At 47.7% G+C, this 19001-nt stretch carries 13 protein-coding genes; 5 read left to right on the forward strand and 8 right to left on the reverse strand.

The window, feature by feature from the left end:
• Positions 1-28: 28 nt before the first annotated feature.
• The 3 genes from DWY55_RS14255 to DWY55_RS14265 all read right to left on the reverse strand — a co-directional run bounded on the left by DWY55_RS14255 (position 29) and on the right by DWY55_RS14265 (position 3355).
• The gene (locus tag DWY55_RS14255) at positions 29-1024 is read right to left on the reverse strand and encodes an NAD(P)H-dependent glycerol-3-phosphate dehydrogenase (protein ID WP_005827211.1); all 996 of its coding nucleotides are present in this window, start codon (positions 1022-1024) and stop codon (positions 29-31) included.
• 98 nt (positions 1025-1122) lie between these two features.
• Positions 1123-2853 carry a lysine--tRNA ligase gene (lysS, locus tag DWY55_RS14260; protein ID WP_005827209.1) on the reverse strand — a complete coding sequence of 577 codons (1731 nt, stop codon included), beginning with the start codon at positions 2851-2853 and terminating at the stop codon, positions 1123-1125.
• 94 nt (positions 2854-2947) lie between these two features.
• Positions 2948-3355: an HU family DNA-binding protein gene (locus tag DWY55_RS14265; RefSeq protein ID WP_005827207.1), complete on the reverse strand. Its 408-nt coding sequence runs from the start codon at positions 3353-3355 to the stop codon at positions 2948-2950.
• A 279-nt stretch (positions 3356-3634) separates the two neighbouring features.
• Here DWY55_RS14265 and DWY55_RS14270 point away from each other — a divergent pair, with 279 nt between their 5' ends.
• Together DWY55_RS14270 and DWY55_RS14275 are read left to right on the forward strand one after the other, a co-directional pair.
• Positions 3635-4987, forward strand: a complete 1353-nt coding sequence (locus tag DWY55_RS14270; protein ID WP_005827205.1) for an MATE family efflux transporter — start codon at positions 3635-3637, stop codon at positions 4985-4987.
• A gap of 104 nt (positions 4988-5091) precedes the next feature.
• Entirely contained in the window at positions 5092-5721 is a 630-nt protein-coding gene (locus DWY55_RS14275; RefSeq protein WP_034532845.1) for an AAA family ATPase, read from the forward strand.
• Between the two features lie 76 nt (positions 5722-5797).
• Here DWY55_RS14275 and DWY55_RS14280 read toward each other — a convergent pair whose 3' ends face one another.
• Positions 5798-7459: a putative transporter gene (locus DWY55_RS14280; protein WP_005827199.1), complete on the reverse strand. Its 1662-nt coding sequence runs from the start codon at positions 7457-7459 to the stop codon at positions 5798-5800.
• A 270-nt stretch (positions 7460-7729) separates the two neighbouring features.
• Here DWY55_RS14280 and mutA point away from each other — a divergent pair, with 270 nt between their 5' ends.
• The 3 genes from mutA to DWY55_RS14300 all read left to right on the forward strand — a co-directional run bounded on the left by mutA (position 7730) and on the right by DWY55_RS14300 (position 14325).
• The gene (gene mutA, locus DWY55_RS14285) at positions 7730-9628 is read left to right on the forward strand and encodes a methylmalonyl-CoA mutase small subunit (protein WP_008664061.1); all 1899 of its coding nucleotides are present in this window, start codon (positions 7730-7732) and stop codon (positions 9626-9628) included.
• Between the two features lie 46 nt (positions 9629-9674).
• The gene (scpA, locus tag DWY55_RS14290) at positions 9675-11822 is read left to right on the forward strand and encodes a methylmalonyl-CoA mutase (protein ID WP_005833154.1); all 2148 of its coding nucleotides are present in this window, start codon (positions 9675-9677) and stop codon (positions 11820-11822) included.
• Between the two features lie 313 nt (positions 11823-12135).
• Positions 12136-14325, forward strand: coding sequence for a DNA topoisomerase 3 (locus tag DWY55_RS14300; protein ID WP_117878686.1), 2190 nt, complete (start codon positions 12136-12138; stop codon positions 14323-14325).
• Between the two features lie 11 nt (positions 14326-14336).
• Here DWY55_RS14300 and DWY55_RS14305 read toward each other — a convergent pair whose 3' ends face one another.
• Genes DWY55_RS14305 through aroC form a run of 4 tightly spaced genes read right to left on the reverse strand, consistent with a single transcriptional unit; the run spans position 14337 to position 18442 of the window.
• Positions 14337-14891, reverse strand: coding sequence for an NUDIX hydrolase (locus DWY55_RS14305; RefSeq protein ID WP_005827192.1), 555 nt, complete (start codon positions 14889-14891; stop codon positions 14337-14339).
• A 14-nt stretch (positions 14892-14905) separates the two neighbouring features.
• On the reverse strand, positions 14906-15985 hold the full coding sequence (locus tag DWY55_RS14310) for an anhydro-N-acetylmuramic acid kinase (RefSeq protein WP_005827191.1): 1080 nt from the start codon (positions 15983-15985) through the stop codon (positions 14906-14908).
• A 15-nt stretch (positions 15986-16000) separates the two neighbouring features.
• Positions 16001-17356: a dipeptidase gene (locus DWY55_RS14315; protein WP_016273001.1), complete on the reverse strand. Its 1356-nt coding sequence runs from the start codon at positions 17354-17356 to the stop codon at positions 16001-16003.
• Between the two features lie 9 nt (positions 17357-17365).
• A complete protein-coding gene (gene aroC, locus DWY55_RS14320) occupies positions 17366-18442 on the reverse strand; it encodes a chorismate synthase (RefSeq protein WP_117878684.1) in 1077 nt (358 codons plus the stop codon).
• Positions 18443-19001: the final 559 nt, after the last annotated feature.

Below are 19001 nucleotides of genomic sequence, written 5' to 3' on the forward strand. Positions count from 1 at the left end.
CAGTATTTCGTTTTATCTTTTTTCGCGCTTACCGGAATGAATCGGTAAGCAGCTTGATTTCAATCGTCGGCGAGATACGCTCATACAGAATGTTGTATACTGCATCTACAATAGGCATGTTGACATGATAATGCTTGTTGATTTCCTTGATACATTTTGTACCGTAATATCCTTCAGCAATCATTTCCATCTCAATCTGCGCGCTTTTCACGGAGTATCCCTTGCCAATCATCGTACCGAATGTGCGGTTGCGGCTGAAATTGGAATATCCCGTCACCAGCAGGTCACCTAAATAAACGGAATCACTTACGTTTCTGTTCAGCGGATGTACCGTTTGCAGGAATCTGTTCATTTCCTGTATGGCATTGGACATGAGCACAGCCTGAAAGTTGTCGCCATATTTCAGACCGCTGCAGATACCGGCTGCAATGGCATATACATTCTTCAGCACCGAACTGTATTCAATGCCGGCAACGTCATTACTGACAGAGGTCTTGATGAATGAACTGGCCAGTTTGCGGGCAATGGTGCAAGCCTTGTCGGTGTCGGGACAAGCAATGGTCAAATAAGAAAGGCGTTCCAGAGCCACTTCTTCCGCATGGCAGGGACCTGCCAATACAGCAATATTCTCAGCTGGGACGCCATATTCCTTAGTGAAATATTCCGAGACAATCAAGTTGTCATCGGGCACAATACCTTTAATGGCAGTGATGATGAATTTATCCTTAATCTTAGTCTTCAGTTTCTTCAAGTGAACCTTCAGATAAGGGGAAGGTGTAACGAAGATGAGCGTATCAGATTCTTTCACGACATCATTGATGTTGGAGTTGAAGTTGATACGCTTGGTATCAAACTTGACGCCCGTCAAGTAGGCAGGGTTATGACCAAGCCGTTTGAAGTCGGCAATACGGTCATCGCGTCGCATGTACCAATTTATAGACTCCGCTTGGGCCAGAACCATTTTTGCAATGGCAGTTGCCCAACTTCCTCCGCCCATGATGGCTATCTTACCGGGTAGTTTCATATCGAAATTAATAATTAAAAATTAAAAATTAAAAGAGGGGAAAGGAGTACCTTCCTCCTCCTCTTATCTTTAATCTTGCCTATTTAATTCTTTAATTTTTAATTCTTAATTCTTCCGACCCAGTCAGCAACTTCGTTTACGGTCGGGTTTGCCAGTTCCAATTTATATTTCTTGTTGATACCGCAGATGTCCATGTGGAGTTTTTGCGGATTCACATCTTTCATGTCACTCACCAGGTTGTAGCCGGCTTTCTGGATTACAGCCACCCAGTCTTCGGGGATGCCCAGCTCTGTGTATCGTGCAGGAGCATCTTTGGGGATAACCTTTTCCGGACGCATCTGCGGGAAGAAAAGCACTTCTTGGATAAAGGATTCGCCCGTCATTAACATGGTCAGACGGTCGATGCCGATACCGATGCCCGATGTGGGAGGCATACCGTATTGCAATGCTTTCAGGAAGTCCTGGTCGATGAACATCGCTTCGTCGTCTCCCTTTTCGCTCAAGCGGAGTTGGTCTTTGAAGCGTTCTTCCTGGTCTATCGGGTCGTTCAGCTCGCTGTAAGCGTTGGCAAGTTCCTTGCCGTTCACCATCAGCTCGAAGCGTTCGGTCAGTCCCGGCTTGCTGCGGTGCATCTTGGTCAGCGGGCTCATCTCTACGGGATAATCGGTGATGAAAGTGGGCTGTATGAAAGTACCTTCGCAGAATTCGCCGAAGATTTCATCAATCAGCTTACCCTTGCCCATGGTGTCGTCAATCTCCATATTCAGTTCCTTGCACACCTGGCGGATTTCGTCCTCGCTCTTTCCTTCGAGGTCGTATCCGGTCTTTTCCTTGATGGCTTCCAGGATGGGCAGACGGCGGTAGGGAGCTTTGAAGCTGATGGTCTTGCCGTCTATCTCGGTTTCTGTACAGCCGTTTACGGCGATACAGATGCGTTCCAGCAATTTCTCCGTAAAGCTCATCATCCAGTTGTAGTCCTTGTACTGCACGTACAGCTCCATACAAGTGAATTCCGGGTTATGGTTCTTGTCCATACCCTCGTTACGGAAGTTCTTGCCTATTTCATATACACCTTCGAATCCGCCCACAATCAGTCGCTTCAAGTAAAGCTCGGTGGCGATACGCAGGTAGAGGTCCATATCCAGAGAGTTATGGTGGGTGATGAACGGACGGGCGCTTGCTCCACCGGGGATGGATTGAAGAATCGGCGTCTCCACTTCCGTGTAGCCGGCTTCATCCAGCACGGCACGCATGGTCTTGATGACGGTGGCACGCTTCAGGAATTTTTCTTTCACGCCGTCGTTTACGATAAGGTCTACATAACGCTGACGGTAGCGCAGTTCGGGGTCCTCGAAAGAGTCGTAAGCCACACCATCCTTATATTTCACGATAGGCAGGGGCTTGATGCTCTTTGCAAGTACGGTCAGCTTCTTGGCATGGATGCTGATTTCGCCCATCTGGGTACGGAATACGAATCCTTCGATACCGATGAAGTCGCCTAAATCGAGCAAACGTTTGAACACGGTGTTGTACATCTCCTTGTCCTCGTCCGGGCAGATGTCATCGCGGGTGATATATACCTGGATGCGTCCTTTGGAGTCCTGCAATTCGATGAAAGATGCTTTACCCATGATACGGCGGCTCATGATACGTCCGGCAACGGACACTTGGCGAGGCTCTGCATCGTCGTTGAATTCAGCTTTAATATCGGTAGAGAAAGCATTTGTTACATACTCTGCTGCGGGATAAGGCTCAATGCCCATCGCGCGAAGTTCATTCATGCTGTTGCGACGAATGATTTCTTGTTCACTTAGTTCTAATACGTTCATTTCGCTATATTTCACTCAATTTGGGTACAAAAGTACGAAACATTTTTCAGATAGCGAACCTTTTTCCTTGAAATATAGGGAACGGGGAGTGACATTAATCCTCTCCTTCGGTATCTACCCATTCGATATGCGGGGAGAGGAGGGTGCGTTCCGTCACTTGTCCGCATTGCCCGCGGTAGTATTCGGGGATGAAGCGTATCTGCACCGCAGTGATTTGCGCCGGACTCACTTCTTCTGGGGTGTCTACCCCGGTGCCTTCCGAACGGCAGGTGTAGTAGAACGTCCCGATGCCCTTTAGCTTTACGGAGTGTCCCGAGCTCATCAGCTTGCCCAGCACTTCACCAAGGTTCATTAATACTGCATAAGTATCTCCCGGGGTTACCGTAGACATTTCCGACAATAATCGGGCTATTTCATCCGTTGTATAGGGATGTCCTTTGGTGACGGCTCTTGGGTGCCATTTGTCGTCGCCTTTCTGTTTTACTTTCTTATAGAATGCCATGGGGGCTTGTTGTTATTATGTGTCCGGCTCAACCGGTAGGTCAGGCATGGTTCATACGGTATGAATGTGCCAATCATACGGTATGATTATATCAATCATACGGTATGATTATATCAATCATACGGTATGATTATGGTAATCATATCTTATGATTTATCATTGAATCGCAAAGATAGCATAAATCATCCGCATAGTGTGCAGGTTTAAGGTGTTTTTTCTGCTGTTCTGTTTTAAAAAAAGAGTACCTTTGCACCCGCTAAAAAGAAATAGGTATATAATATGGCAGGACAAAAGACTCCCTCGGCGTTGGGGACGGAAAGTATAGGTAAACTCTTGATGCAATATGCCGTTCCGGCAATCATCGCAATGACGGCATCCTCTTTATATAATATGGTAGACAGTATCTTCATCGGTCACGGCGTTGGGACGATGGCTATTTCGGGATTGGCGTTGACTTTCCCGTTGATGAATCTGGCTGCGGCGTTCGGCTCGCTGGTGGGTGTGGGAGCCTCTACACTGATTTCCGTCAAGCTGGGGCAGAGGGATTATGACACGGCACAGCGTGTGCTGGGCAATGTCTTTGTGCTGAACATGGTGCTGGGAGTGGCCTTTACCATCATTGTCATGCTCTTTCTCGACCCGATTCTCTATTTCTTCGGAGGCAGTGACCAGACGGTGGGCTACGCCAGGGATTATATGCAGATTATCCTTTTGGGAAATGCCGTTACGCACCTCTATCTGGGGCTGAATGCAGTGCTACGCTCTTCAGGGCATCCGCAGAAGGCGATGTATGCCACCATAGCCACGGTGGTTATCAATACCATACTCGACCCGGTGTTTATCTATGGTTTCGGCTGGGGCATACGTGGCGCTGCCGTCGCTACCATTGTGGCGCAAGTCATCTCTTTGACGTGGCAGTTCAAGCTTTTCAGCAATAAGGACGAGCTGTTGCATTTCCACCGGGGGATATTCCGTCTGAAACGTAAGATTGTATTCGATTCGCTTGCTATCGGCATGTCTCCTTTCCTGATGAACCTGGCAGCCTGCTTCATCGTTATCATTATCAATCAGGGGTTGAAGAAGTATGGCGGCGACTTGGCTATCGGGGCTTTCGGCATCGTGAACCGTCTGGTTTTCATTGTAGTGATGATTGTGATGGGGCTGAATCAGGGAATGCAGCCTATTGCCGGATATAACTTTGGGGCGAAGCTGTACGGACGGGTGAACAAGGTGCTGAGACTGACGATAATCTATGCCACGGCAGTGACCACTTTCGGCTTTCTGGTCGGTATGCTGGTGCCGGACCTGGTGGTGGGCATCTTTACATCGGATGCGGAACTGACAGAGCTTTCGGTCACGGGACTGCGTATTACGGTAATGTTCTTCCCGATTATTGGTTTCCAGATGGTGACTTCCAACTTTTTCCAGAGCATAGGCATGGCAGGCAAAGCGATATTCCTTTCCCTCACCCGGCAGATGCTGATCCTGCTTCCTTGCCTGCTTGTCCTGCCGCAGTTTTTCGGAGTGGCAGGAGTGTGGTACAGCATGCCGGTATCCGATTTGCTTGCAAGTTTGATAGCATTGGTGATGTTGGTTTGTCAATTCCGCAAATTCAGAACCTCTCCCTTGTAGGGATGGGTCGGGGGAGAGGCTTTGAATTTTTCTTCCTACTTTCTGCAGATATTCCGTAAGAATATTTATATTTGCTATCTGCAAACCAATAGATGAACAAGCGTATGGGCAATAATTTTATAATCAATATAGGCCGTCAACTGGGCAGTGGCGGACGGGAGATAGGCGAGAAACTGGCTGCCCGTCTGGGTATTGACTTTTATGATAAGGAACTGATTAGGTTGGCTTCTGAAGAGAGTGGACTGTGTTGTGAGTTTTTTGAGAAAGCTGATGAGAAAGCTTCACAAGGTATTATTGGAGGGCTCTTCGGCATGCGTTTCCCTTTTGTCAGTGACGGGGCTATCCCAGCCACGAATTGCTTGAGTAATGATGCTCTGTTCAAAGTGCAGAGTGACGTGATACGCAGATTGGCGGAGGAGAAGTCCTGCTTGTTTGTGGGGCGTTGTGCCGATTACATCCTGCGAGAACATCCACGCTGTGTCAATGTCTTCATTTCCTGCTCCAATGAGGAGCGCATCAAGCGTATTTGCCGAATGTATTCCATTACTGAGCGTGAAGCGGAGGAGATGATGAACAAAGCGGACAAGAAGCGTGCCGAATACTATAACTACTACAGCTACAAAAAATGGGGAGCTGCCGAAACATACCACTTGTGTATCGATTCTTCCGTATTGGGTATTGAAGCTACGGTGGACTTTATAGAAGAGTTCGTCAAGAAGAAGCTGAAACTTTAAGGAATTAAAATTAAAGGCTGCGCAATGTTGGTTTAACCCAACTACGCAGCCTTTAATTTTAATTCCTTAATTCCTCCTACATCATTGTCAGTAATATCATCTGTCCCGCCAGAATACGCAGGAACATTGTCAATGGATATACCGTGGAGTAACCTACTGCCGGAGCATCATTGCCTGATGTCTGATTGGCGTATGCCAATGCGGGAGGGTCTGTGTTGCTACCTGCTATCAAACCCATCAGGGTGAAGTAGTTCACTTTGCAGTAGAAACGGGCTATCATACCGATTATCAACAAGGGGATAACAGTTATCAGGAATCCATAGCCTACATACAGTAATCCGCTACCTTCTACTACTGTTTGTACAAAATGCTCACCAGCTTCTATACCGACACTGGCAAGGAAGAGCACGATACCGATTTCACGCAACATCAAGTTGGCACTCATGGTGGTGTACGTCACAAGATGCATTTTGTGACCGAAACGTCCGATGAGGATGGCAACTACCAGCGGACCACCAGCAAGACCTAACTTAACCGGTGTCGGCATACCCGGGAATGCAATAGGGAGGCTTCCCAGCAGGATTCCCAAAAAGATTCCCACAAAAATAGTTACGATATTCGGAGTGTCCAAACGTTTCAACTGATTACCCAATACGCCGGCTACACGTTCTACGGCATCCTGCTGGCCTACCACCATTACACGGTCACCTACCTGAAGTACCAGATTGGGATCGGCAAACAAGTCCATACCCGAACGGTTGATACGGGTTACATTTACACCGTACATGCTGCGGAAGTGGAGGCTTCCCAGTTTCTTGCCATTGATTTCAGATTTAGTGACGAGGATACGGCGGGAAACCATCGGAGTGTCCTGTTTTTCCCAGTCTACGTGTATTTCTTTTCCGATAAAGGCGGTTACCGCTTCGGCATCTTCTTCGGAACATACGATGAAGAGCTGGTCTCCTACGTGGAATATTGTTTCATGATTGGGGATACTGACGTGCCCCTCGTGGCGTATGCGCGAACATACAAACGGGCGTCCCAGAAAATCCTTTATCTGGAGCAGGGTCTTTCCGGAAATTGATTCATTGCGTACCTCGAGGTGAAGCATGTGCGGCTGATGCTTTACATCTGCTTCCTGCGTATTGAGTTCCTGTTCCTCCTTCTTGAGGTTCACCCGGCAAATATAGCGGATGGCTATGATGGAACCTATGATACCTACCACACCAAGCGGATAGGCGCAGGCATATCCCAATGCAATGGGGTCTCCCGTATAGTTTATCTGGTTCAGGGCTTCTTGTGCGGCACCCAGACCCGGAGTATTGGTTACGGCACCATAGAGAATACCTACTATCATTGGCAGGTCTATCCCTCCGTCAATGAAGTAGATGCTCAATGCTACTGCGATATTCAGCAACACGATACCGACAGCAAGCATGTTCAGCCGCATACCCCCTTTCTTAAAGGAAGAAAAAAAGGAGGGCCCGACTTGCAGACCGATACAGAATACAAATAAAATCAAACCGAATTCGCGGATAAAATGCAAAATGTGTGTTTCGCCCGTGAAGCCAAAATGGCCCATCAGGATACCGGCAAAGAGGACGAATGTAACCCCCAACGATACCCCGAAAATCTTAATCTTACCCAGCAATACGCCCACAGATATTACGAATGCATACAAACAAACGATGTGAGCGACAGATGAAGAGTCCCATAGCAAGCTTTCTAACCAATTCATAGTACCTATTAATATGTCGTTTTTTAAAATTTCGCGCAAAAATACTTAATAAAAAGGAGGTGGCAAAGGCTTTGTGGTACTTTTTGCTATATCAACTTTGCAAAAGTAGAGTATGCTTCCGGTGAATACGCTGAATCCGTATGGGCACGGAGTCATCTGTTAGTGCAATTTTCTCTAAAAAAAGATTTTGTTCTAAGTATTTCCTTATATTTGCAAGTCTCTTGATGACAAAAATGAATAGTATTCATCTATTTAAATTTTAAATAAACTATGGCAGACAGTAAAGAAAAACTCTTCTCCGACTTTTCTCCCGTTTCCACTGAGCAGTGGATGGAGAAAGTTACCGCAGACCTGAAAGGGGCGGATTTCGAGAAGAAGCTCGTTTGGAGGACAAACGAAGGATTTAAGGTGAAACCTTTCTACCGTATGGAGGACTTGGAAGGTTTGAAGACAACAGATGCTCTTCCCGGCGAGTTTCCTTATCTCAGAGGTACCAAGAAAGACAACAATGAATGGCTTGTTCGTCAGGAAATCAAAGTGGAATGCCCCAAAGAGGCCAATGCCAAGGCGTTGGACATCTTGAATAAAGGTGTAGATTCACTCTCTTTCCATGTAAAGGCCAAGGAATTGAACGCAGAGTATATTGAAACTTTGTTGAAAGATATCTGCGCGGAATGTGTCGAGTTGAATTTCTCTATCTGCCAGGGGCATGTGGTGGAACTTGCAGAACTTCTTGTCGCTTATTTCCAGAAGAAGGATTATGACTTGACGAAATTGCAAGGCTCCATCAACTATGACTACTTCAACAAGATGCTGGCCAAAGGTAAAGAAAAAGGTGATATGGTGGCAACAGCCAAGGCGCTGCTCGAGGCTACCGCTTCCCTTCCGAAATACCGTGTATTGAATGTGAACGCGTTGACATTAAACAATGCGGGTTCTTATATTTTCCAGGAGCTGGGTTATGCTTTGGCTTGGGGTAATGAATATATGAATCAATTGGTTGATGCCGGTCTGCCGGCTGCAATGGTAGCCAAGAAGATTAAGTTCAATTTCGGTATCAGTTCCAACTACTTCCTTGAAATAGCTAAATTCCGTGCTGCACGTATGCTGTGGGCTAATATTGTGGCTTCTTACAGTCCCGAGTGTCTGCGCGACTGCGACAACAAGGGTAAGGATAACGAATGCCGCTGTGCAGCCAAGATGAAGATTCATGCGGAAACTTCTTCATTCAACCTGACTTTGTTTGATGCACACGTAAACTTGTTGCGTACGCAGACTGAGGCGATGAGTGCCGCCCTTGCTGGTGTTGACTCAATGACGGTTACTCCGTTCGACAAGACTTATGATGCTCCTAACGAATTCTCTGAGCGTATGGCGCGTAACCAACAATTGCTGTTGAAAGAAGAATCGCACTTCGATAAGGTTATAGACCCGGCTGCAGGTTCTTACTATATTGAGAACTTGACCGTCTCTATTGCCAAGCAGGCTTGGGACCTCTTCCTCGCTGTAGAAGAAGACGGTGGTTTCTATGCTTCCGTGAAAGCCGGAAAAGTGCAGGCTGCCGTAAACGAGAGCAACAAGGCACGTCATGCTGCAGTCGCCAAGCGTAAGGAAGTGTTGCTGGGTACCAACCAGTTCCCCAACTTTAATGAAAAGGCGGGAGATAAGAAACCGGTTGAGGCTACTTGCTGTTGCGGCGGCGGACATACGTGCGAAAAAGATGTTCCGACACTGAACTTTGACCGTGCTGCCAGTGAATTTGAAGCGTTGCGTCTCGAAACAGAGGCTTCCGGCAAACGTCCGAAAGCGTTTATGCTGACTATCGGTAATTTGGCCATGCGCCAAGCACGTGCACAGTACTCTTGCAATTTCTTGGCTTGTGCCGGATATGAAGTTGTAGACAACCTCGGTTTCTCCACTGTAGAAGAAGGTATAGAGGCTGCAATGGCTGCCAAGGCCGACATCGTGGTATTGTGTTCAAGTGATGATGAATATGCAGAATATGCTGTTCCCGCCTTCAAGGCTCTGAATGGTCGTGCCATGTTTATCGTAGCCGGTGCTCCTGCTTGCATGGACGACCTGAAGGCTGCCGGTATCGAGAACTTTATCCATGTCCGTGTCAATGTATTAGAGACATTAAAAGAATTCAACGCCAAACTTTTGAAGTAAGCAACTTCAATCGTAAATCATAAATCGTCAAATCGTAAATAACATGATGCGAAAAGATTTTAAAAACTTAGATATATATGCCGCTTTTCAACCCGTCAATGGTGCTGAGTGGCAAAAGGCTAACGGCATCCATGCTGATTGGAAAACGCCGGAACACATTGAGGTGAAGCCTGTTTATACAAAAGAAGACCTTGAGGGAATGGAACATTTGGGTTATGCTGCCGGACTTCCTCCTTATTTGCGTGGTCCGTACTCTGTAATGTATACATTGCGTCCCTGGACTATCCGTCAGTATGCAGGTTTTTCTACAGCGGAAGAGTCAAATGCCTTTTACCGTCGTAATTTGGCTTCCGGACAGAAAGGTCTGTCCGTAGCTTTCGACTTGGCCACTCACCGTGGCTACGACCCCGACCACGAACGTGTAGTGGGTGACGTAGGTAAGGCAGGTGTGTCTATCTGTTCCTTGGAGAATATGAAGGTGCTGTTCGATGGAATTCCTTTGAACAAGATGTCCGTCTCCATGACCATGAACGGTGCCGTACTTCCTGTTATGGCATTCTACATCAACGCAGGTCTGGAGCAGGGTGCCAAGTTAGAAGAAATGGCTGGTACTATCCAGAACGATATCTTGAAGGAATTCATGGTGCGTAATACCTATATCTACCCGCCTGCATTCTCTATGAAGATTATCTCTGATATCTTTGAATATACTTCCCAGAAAATGCCTAAGTTTAATTCTATCTCCATCTCCGGCTACCACATGCAGGAAGCGGGTGCTACGGCAGACATCGAGTTGGCTTACACCCTGGCAGACGGTTTGGAATATCTGCGTGCCGGAACGGCTGCGGGTATTGACATCGATGCTTTCGCACCGCGTCTCTCTTTCTTCTGGGCCATCGGAACGAACCACTTTATGGAAATTGCCAAAATGCGTGCCGCACGTATGTTGTGGGCAAAGATTGTGAAGCAGTTCAATCCTAAGAATCCGAAGTCGCTGGCTTTGCGTACGCACTCCCAGACTTCCGGCTGGTCGCTGACAGAGCAAGACCCGTTCAACAATGTGGGCCGTACTTGTATCGAGGCGATGGCTGCTGCATTGGGACATACTCAGTCACTGCATACCAATGCTCTTGACGAGGCTATTGCCTTGCCGACGGATTTCTCTGCACGTATTGCACGTAATACGCAGATTTATATTCAGGAAGAAACTTACATTTGCAAGAATGTAGACCCATGGGGTGGCTCTTATTATGTGGAAAGTTTGACTAATGAGTTGGCTCACAAGGCTTGGGAATTGATTCAGGAAGTAGAGAAGCTGGGCGGTATGGCAAAAGCCATCGAAACCGGTATCCCCAAGATGCGTATCGAAGAGGCTGCTGCGCGTACACAAGCCCGTATCGATAGCGGTTCGCAGACCATTGTCGGTGTGAACAAGTATCGTCTGGAGAAAGAAGCTCCGATTGATATTCTTGAAATCGACAATACGGCTGTTCGTCAGGAACAGATTGAGAACCTGAAGCGTCTGAAGGAAGGACGTAACCAGGCAGAAGTGGACAAGGCATTGGAGGCTATTACTGAATGTGTAAAGACCGGTAAGGGCAACTTACTGGAACTGGCAGTGGAGGCAGCCCGTGTCCGTGCCACTTTGGGGGAAATCTCTTATGCTTGCGAAAAGATTGTAGGACGTTATAAAGCAGTAATTAGAACTATATCAGGCGTGTATTCATCAGAAAGTAAGAATGACAGCGACTTCCACCGTGCTTGTGAATTGGCAGAGAAGTTTGCGAAGAAAGAGGGACGTCAGCCTCGTATCATGGTAGCCAAGATGGGCCAGGACGGTCACGACCGCGGTGCCAAGGTTGTTGCAACCGGATATGCCGACTGTGGCTTCGACGTGGATATGGGACCCTTGTTCCAGACACCGGCCGAGGCTGCCCGCGAAGCGGTTGAGAACGACGTTCATGTAGTGGGGGTTTCTTCATTGGCTGCCGGACACAAGACATTGGTTCCGCAGATTATCGAAGAGCTCAAGAAGTTGGGACGTGAGGATATCGTAGTGATTGCCGGTGGTGTAATTCCCGCACAAGACTATGACTTCCTTTACAAGGCAGGTGTAGCTGCCATCTTTGGCCCCGGTACTCCGGTTGCCAAGGCTGCTTGCCAGATATTGGAAATCTTGTTGGATGAAGAATAATCCGACACGTTAAATGTTAAAAGAGGGACGGTATGTGTTTACATATCCGTCCCTTTTTCTTAATCTGTGTTATAGAACATACTTTTTTAGTTGGATAATTTGCAGATTTATCAGAAGTCCGTATCTTTGCAATGTGTTTTTCATAGTATTAGATTTAAGGTTAACAAAGGTTGGAGTACAGCGGTACTCCTTTTTTTATGTCCGTACGTCAGCTTTGGGGGAGAAAAATCACCTGGTCTATGTTATCGTTTCTTGCTTATAGTTTCGTTCTTGCCCCCTTTTTATTACCTTTGTCCCGCTAAAAGAATAACGAATGATAGTTTGTATTGCCGAAAAGCCCTCTGTGGCGCGTGACATAGCCGATGTATTGGGAGCGAAAGAAAAGAAGGACGGATACATCGAAGGAAACGGATACCAGGTGACCTGGACATTCGGCCATCTTTGTACGCTGAAGGAGCCGCATGAATATACCCCTAATTGGAAGTCATGGAGCTTGGGAAGCCTCCCCATGATACCTCCCCGTTTCGGTATTAAGCTGATTAGTAATCCCACATACGAGCGCCAGTTCCATACGATAGAGAACCTCATGCAACATGCCGATATGATTATAAACTGTGGTGATGCCGGGCAGGAAGGAGAATTGATACAGCGCTGGGTGATGCAGAAAGCCGGGGCACGTTGCCCGGTGAAACGTCTTTGGATATCTTCATTGACAGAGGAAGCCATCCGTGAGGGCTTTGCCAAGCTGCGCGATGCGTCGGATTTCCAGCCTTTGTACGAAGCAGGCTTGTCGCGTGCCATTGGCGACTGGCTGCTCGGGATGAATGCCACCCGCCTCTACACCATGAAGTATGGGCAGAACCGGCAGGTACTTTCTATCGGCCGTGTGCAGACGCCGACACTGGCGCTGATTGTAAACCGTCAGTTGGAAATACAGAATTTTGTTCCCAAGCAATACTGGGAGCTGAAGACCGTCTATCGAGATACCACTTTCTCCGCCATCCTCCGGAAAAGTGAGGAGGAACTGGTATTGGAAGCCGAGAAGCAGAAAGAGGCTATAGCTGCCGGGAAGAAACCTAAAAAAGAAGAAGAGAATCGGGGTATCGACCCCATTACCGACCGCGAACGTGGGCTTGCTTTATTGGACCAGATTAAGAATTCTCCTTTTACCGTGACGGATGTCACCAAGAAAGAGGGGAGGGAGGCGCCACTCCGCTTGTTTGACTTGACTTCTTTACAAGTGGAATGTAACAAGAAGTTTGCCTATTCCGCTGATGAGACGCTGAAAATCATCCAGTCTTTGTATGAGAAGAAAGTGGCTACCTATCCACGTGTAGACACTACCTATTTGAGTGATGACATCTATCCCAAATGCCCCGGCATCTTGAAAGGTCTGCGTGATTACGAGACATTTACAGCCCCTTTGACAGGAACTGCATTGTTGAAGTCCAAAAAGGTTTTCGATAACTCGAAGGTAACAGACCACCACGCCATTATTCCTACCGGCCAGCATCCGCAGAATCTGACGGATATGGAACGTCGCGTATTCGATTTGATAGCACGCCGTTTCATTGCTGTATTCTATCCCGATTGTAAGTTTGCCACTACCACCGTATTGGGCGAGGTAGAGAGCATAGAGTTCAAGGCCACCGGCAAGCAGATTCTGGAACAGGGTTGGCGTGTTATCTTCGGCACCCCCTCGGTACAATCGCAGGAGGAGAAAGAGGAAAAGGGAGAAGAGGAGAATGTGCTTCCGGCTTTTGTGAAAGGAGAAGGCGGACCGCACGTTCCTGATTTATATGAGAAGTGGACGCAACCGCCTCGGCCTTATACGGAAGCCACCCTGCTGCGTGCTATGGAAACGGCGGGCAAGCTGGTGGATAACGACGAACTGCGTGATGCGCTGAAGGAAAACGGTATCGGTCGTCCGTCTACCCGTGCAGCCATCATCGAGACGCTGTTCAAGCGGAATTATATCCGCAAGGAAAAGAAGAATCTGATAGCCACTCCTACCGGTGTGGAGCTGATACAGATTATTCATGAGGAGCTGTTGAAGTCGGCGGAACTGACCGGTATTTGGGAGAAAAAACTACGTGAGATAGAAAGGCGGACATATAATGCCGGACAATTCTTGGAAGAATTGAAGCAGATGGTATCGGAAATCGTGATGAGTGTACTTTCTGATAACAGCAACCGCCACATCACCATCCAAGCGTCTGCTCCCGAAAAGGGCAGTAAGGCTTCTGTCAAGACAGAGGATGCCGATAAGCCGAAAAAGGAGCCGAAGAAAAGATCACCGAGAAAGTCTGCCGCCGCAGGTAAAAAGACGGAACAGGCTTTGGGCGCTGTGGCAGCTTCAAGTGTGGAGGTTCCCGTACAAGCTGACGATTTCGTCGGTCAGTCTTGTCCGCTTTGCGGAAAAGGTACCGTTATCAAGGGGAAAACAGCTTACGGTTGTTCTGAATGGAAATCCGGATGCACATTCCGCAAGCCGTTTGAATAAGGGTAATCACATTAAATAATTCTCTCCGCCATGTATTTCCAGAGGGGAGCAGCCATCAGCGCCTGGCGGATGCTTCCTTGCTGCAGCAATTCCTTGACCTCTTGCAAGGAAAGCAGGTGTACGGTCAGGTTTTCTGTATCTTCCAACTGTTGCTCGGAGATTTTCTCCACGTCCGTAGCCAGGAAACAGTAGGTAATGTTGGTGTGGGTACTTGGATTGGGAGAGATTTGCATGAACTCTTTCCATACTCCGTTTCCATAGCCGGTTTCTTCCAAAAGTTCCCGTTGTGCGGAAACCATCGGAGAGCCGTCCTCTTCTTCGCATACCCCTGCACAGAGCTCATAGGACGTTTCTTGTATGCCATGCCGGTATTGGCGGATAAAGACAAATTGTCCATCACGGGTGATGGCAATGGTATTCACCCAGTTGGGATATTCCAATATATAATAGGAGGGGATGTGGTTGCCGTTGGGTAGCACTACATGGTCCTTACGCACAGTGAGCCACGGGGCCCGATGAAGGTATTCGCTGGATAAGACGGTCCAGGTGTCTTTTGATTTTTCCATAATGGTAGAATTGACTATATTTTAAACAGCATCCCTCCGATATTATCTGCCGTGGCTCCCGTTACCGAGGCGAGGCATCCGGGTGTGTCCGCCATATAGAGGGCACCCAGGAAAGCAAAGATTAGGGCTTCCTTGTACTCTATGATTTGCCGGCTGGGAATCACGATTTCACACGGACACAAGGCGTCGATACGTTCTATGAGGAACTTGTTGAATGCACCTCCACCGGTAATCAGCAGCTTTCCATTGCCATCGGGCAAGGGGTGGGCGGTGATGATGCGTGATATTTGCCAGGCGGCATGCTCGTAAAAGGTACGTAGCATATTTTCCATACTCAAGCCATAACGCTCGAGCATGGGATATACCAGCGTTTCCACCCACTCCCGTCCCAATGATTTCGGTCCGGACTGATGGTAGAAATCCATTCCGTTCAGTTCGTCCAGCAGTTCTTGGCAAATGTTGCCTTGCCGTGCTATCTCGCCGTCACGGTCAAATTCCAATCCTATTTGCCGGCAGTAATGGTTGATGACGTAATTCACCGGACTGATGTCAAAAGCGATGCGCCGCCCGTCCTGCTCGAATGAGATGTTGGAGAAGCCGCCGATATTCAAACAGAAGTCGTAGTCAGCAAAAAGCAACCGGTCGCCAATAGGTACGAGTGGAGCGCCCTGCCCACCTAGCATGATGTCCAGCCGCCGGAAATCCGAAACGGTAGGTATATGGGTTTCAGCGGCAATGGCGGCTCCATCACCTATTTGGTACATGATTCTCTTTTGAGGCTCATGGAAGATAGTATGCCCGTGGGAGGCGATAATATCGGGGTGGACTCCAAATTCTTGCATGAACTCGTTGACACGTTCACCGAGAAACTTTCCATAGGAGCTGTGGAAAGTGATGAACTCCAAAGCACTCATTGTCTGTGCACCGGTACCCAATATCTGCTTCATGGCGTCGGGGTAGCTATAGCCTTTCGCACAGTCTATGTGGAAAGACCATTTTCTAGCTTGTCGTCGGAAAGTGCAACAACATACGTCCAGTCCGTCAAGAGAGGTGCCGGACATCAGGCCGATGGCTTGAATTTGGAAGTCTTTCATCCTGATTTTCTTGTTTTATTTATAATTGAGGTAGAATTCGACAACGGCTTCTATTCCTTTACGGAAGATGTCCAATGGTATATTCTCATTAGGTGAGTGGATGGCGTTGGATTCGAGCCCGAAGCCCATCAATACGGTTTTGATACCCAGCACTTGCTCGAAGGTGGAAATGATGGGGATACTTCCACCTCGACGCACTGCCAGCGGTTTCTTTCCGAATGCTTTTTCAAAACCTTTTTCGGCGGCTTGATAGGCGGGCAGGCTGATGGGGCATACATATCCTTGTCCGCCGTGCATCGGAGTGACTTTTACCTGCACCGAATCCGGTGCTATGTCTAAGATATAGTCAGCAAACAGTTTGGATATTTTATGGTGGTCCTGGTGGGGAACTAACCGGCAGGATACCTTGGCGTATGCCTTGGATGGGAGCACGGTCTTGGACCCTTCACCCGTATATCCGCCCCAGATGCCGCATACGTCGAAAGATGGACGGCAACTGTTACGTTCCAGCGTACTGTAACCTTTCTCTCCGAAAAGCGCTTTTACATTGATAGCCTTTTTGTATTTCTCTTCGTCGAAAGGAATGCGGGCTATCATGTCGCGCTCAGCTTGGGGAACTTCTTCCACATCGTCATAGAAACTCGGTACGGTGATACGTCCCTCCGCATCCGTTACTTTGCTGATAATCTGGCAAAGCACGTTGATGGGATTGGCGACGGCACCGCCGAAGTGTCCGCTGTGCAGGTCGCGATTAGGGCCGGTCACTTCTATTTCCCAATAGGCAAGTCCGCGCAATCCAGTGGTCAGTGAAGGCAGGTCGGCGCCAAGCATGCTGGTGTCCGAAACCAGTATGACATCTGCTTTTAGCAGTTCTTTGTGCTCTTGGCAGAAGCTTTCCAGACTGGGCGAGCCGATTTCTTCTTCTCCTTCGAAGATGAATTTCACGTTGGTTTGCAGCAGTCCGTTTCTGACGAGGTATTCAAATGCTTTCACTTGTATGAAAGACTGCCCTTTGTCATCATCAGCACCACGTGCCCAGATATGTCCGTCGCGTATTTCAGGCTCAAAGGGTTCGCTTTTCCAAAGTTCGAGAGGCTCGGCCGGCATCACGTCGTAGTGGGCATATACCAATACGGTCTTGGCGTCCGGGTCTACGATTTTCTGTCCAAAAACAATTGGATTTCCTTTTGAAGGCATTACCAGAGCTTCGTCTGCTCCGGCTTCGAGCAACAGTTGTGCCCAGCGTTTGGCGCAGGCAAGCATATCGTCGTGATACTCGGGTTTGGCACTGATGCTTGGAATACGGATGAGGCTGAACAAGTCTTCCAGCATTTTAGACTCGTTCTCTGTAATATATTTCTTTATTTCCATAGGTGAATATTATAGCTGAGTTGTTCTGTCAATCAGGTAATAATCCAGCAATGTCATTGCTGTCATTGCTTCCACGATGGGTACTGCGCGTGGCAATACGCACGGATCATGGCGTCCGCGGGCTTTCAGGGTGGTGTCTACACCGTCAATGTTCACGGTGTGTTGCTCCATCAGTACGGTTGCCACGGGTTTGAAGGCTACACGGAAATAGATGTCTTGTCCGTTGCTGATTCCACCTTGTATACCGCCCGAATGATTGGTGCGGGTCTCGATACGTCCGTTGTTGTTGTAGAACACGTCATTCTGCTCTGAGCCTTTTTGCTTTAATCCCTTGAAACCGTCTCCATACTCGAATGCTTTTGCTGCATTGATGCTGAGCATGGCTGCTCCGAGTGCCGCATGGAGCTTGCCGAATACGGGTTGTCCCAGTCCGATGGGGCATCCTTTGATGACACAGGTCACCACTCCTCCGATAGTATCTCCTTCTCCCTTTATCTTGAAGATGAGTTCTTCCATTTCTTTCGCCTTCGCCGGGTCGGGGCAGCGGACCGGATTGGTCTCTATCAGGTCGAGGTCGTATGCGGTATAGTTCTCTTCAAGGCGGATAGGGCCTACTTGTGAAGTGTATGCCGTGATGTGTATACCCAACTGCTTTAGTGCCAATTTGGCCAAGGCGCCCGCCACTACACGCGAGATTGTTTCACGGGCCGATGAACGTCCGCCTCCGCGATGGTCTCGGATGCCGTATTTTACCTTATAAGTATAGTCGGCATGTGACGGGCGGTAGACCTCTTTCAGGTTATTGTAATCGTCAGAATGCTGGTTTTGGTTCCATACAATGAATCCTATGGGGCAGCCCGTGGATTTTCCTTCGAAGATGCCGGAGAGAAACTCCACTTTATCACCTTCTTTCCGGGCAGTAGTGATACGTGACTGTCCGGGGCGGCGTCGGTCGAGCTCTGCCTGGACGAAATCCATATCAATGACTATTCCTGCAGGGAATCCGTCTATCACTCCTCCCACACCCTTACCGTGTGATTCCCCAAAACTGGTAAGACGGAGAATATTTCCAAATGAGTTGAACATATCAAATGCTTTAAAGGTTTATATATGAGGTTAATGTGCCAATACGCTTTATAGGAAATGCTTTTGACTTTATAAAGATAACAACTTTTTTTGGGATTCGTTTGAATAGAATGTATTTTTTTGCAAACAATAGGTTCCTTGTGGTGGCTATTTTGCAGTGTAGAGAGGCAAAAGAAGCGGTTCGGTACTAATCATATTAAAGATGAGCTGTGTTAAGTTGTTGAATATCATTTGTATATCGGTCCTAATGCAGTTCAATGTATTGGTACCTTCAGTGTCAATACTTGAAAACTCTACATTGATATAAGATCAACTTATGATTGATAAGAAGCGAACAATTGTTTTTTGTGGAATCCTTCTACTTGGATTAATAAGGGATATCTTAAAAATGGAACATCCTTTTTTTAGAAAAGACCTTGCTCAGTATTTCTAAAAAGTGTTCCTTTGCATTTTCTCTTTAAAATGGAGACAATTATCTCTTGGGAGATTTTTTTATTAACCCTAAAATCCGCAAGCAATCTCAATGGCAATCTCAATTGCAGTAAAGAGCTTGAACACT

The organism is Bacteroides sp. AF25-38AC (genome assembly GCF_003602995.1).
Lineage (GTDB): Bacteria > Bacteroidota > Bacteroidia > Bacteroidales > Bacteroidaceae > Bacteroides > Bacteroides uniformis.

Excerpts from the sequence above, each read along its gene's own strand:
- mutA (WP_008664061.1), top strand. The coding sequence starts at position 7,730 with ATGGCAGACAGTAAAGAAAAACTCTTCTCCGACTTTTCTCCCGTTTCC.
- DWY55_RS14300 (WP_117878686.1), top strand. The coding sequence starts at position 12,136 with ATGATAGTTTGTATTGCCGAAAAGCCCTCTGTGGCGCGTGACATAGCC.
- scpA (WP_005833154.1), top strand. The coding sequence starts at position 9,675 with ATGCGAAAAGATTTTAAAAACTTAGATATATATGCCGCTTTTCAACCC.
- DWY55_RS14255 (WP_005827211.1), bottom strand. The coding sequence starts at position 1,024 with ATGAAACTACCCGGTAAGATAGCCATCATGGGCGGAGGAAGTTGGGCA.
- aroC (WP_117878684.1), bottom strand. The coding sequence starts at position 18,442 with ATGTTCAACTCATTTGGAAATATTCTCCGTCTTACCAGTTTTGGGGAA.
- lysS (WP_005827209.1), bottom strand. The coding sequence starts at position 2,853 with ATGAACGTATTAGAACTAAGTGAACAAGAAATCATTCGTCGCAACAGC.
- DWY55_RS14310 (WP_005827191.1), bottom strand. The coding sequence starts at position 15,985 with ATGAAAGACTTCCAAATTCAAGCCATCGGCCTGATGTCCGGCACCTCT.
- DWY55_RS14270 (WP_005827205.1), top strand. The coding sequence starts at position 3,635 with ATGGCAGGACAAAAGACTCCCTCGGCGTTGGGGACGGAAAGTATAGGT.
- DWY55_RS14315 (WP_016273001.1), bottom strand. The coding sequence starts at position 17,356 with ATGGAAATAAAGAAATATATTACAGAGAACGAGTCTAAAATGCTGGAA.
- DWY55_RS14280 (WP_005827199.1), bottom strand. The coding sequence starts at position 7,459 with ATGAATTGGTTAGAAAGCTTGCTATGGGACTCTTCATCTGTCGCTCAC.
- DWY55_RS14265 (WP_005827207.1), bottom strand. The coding sequence starts at position 3,355 with ATGGCATTCTATAAGAAAGTAAAACAGAAAGGCGACGACAAATGGCAC.
- DWY55_RS14305 (WP_005827192.1), bottom strand. The coding sequence starts at position 14,891 with ATGGAAAAATCAAAAGACACCTGGACCGTCTTATCCAGCGAATACCTT.
- DWY55_RS14275 (WP_034532845.1), top strand. The coding sequence starts at position 5,092 with ATGGGCAATAATTTTATAATCAATATAGGCCGTCAACTGGGCAGTGGC.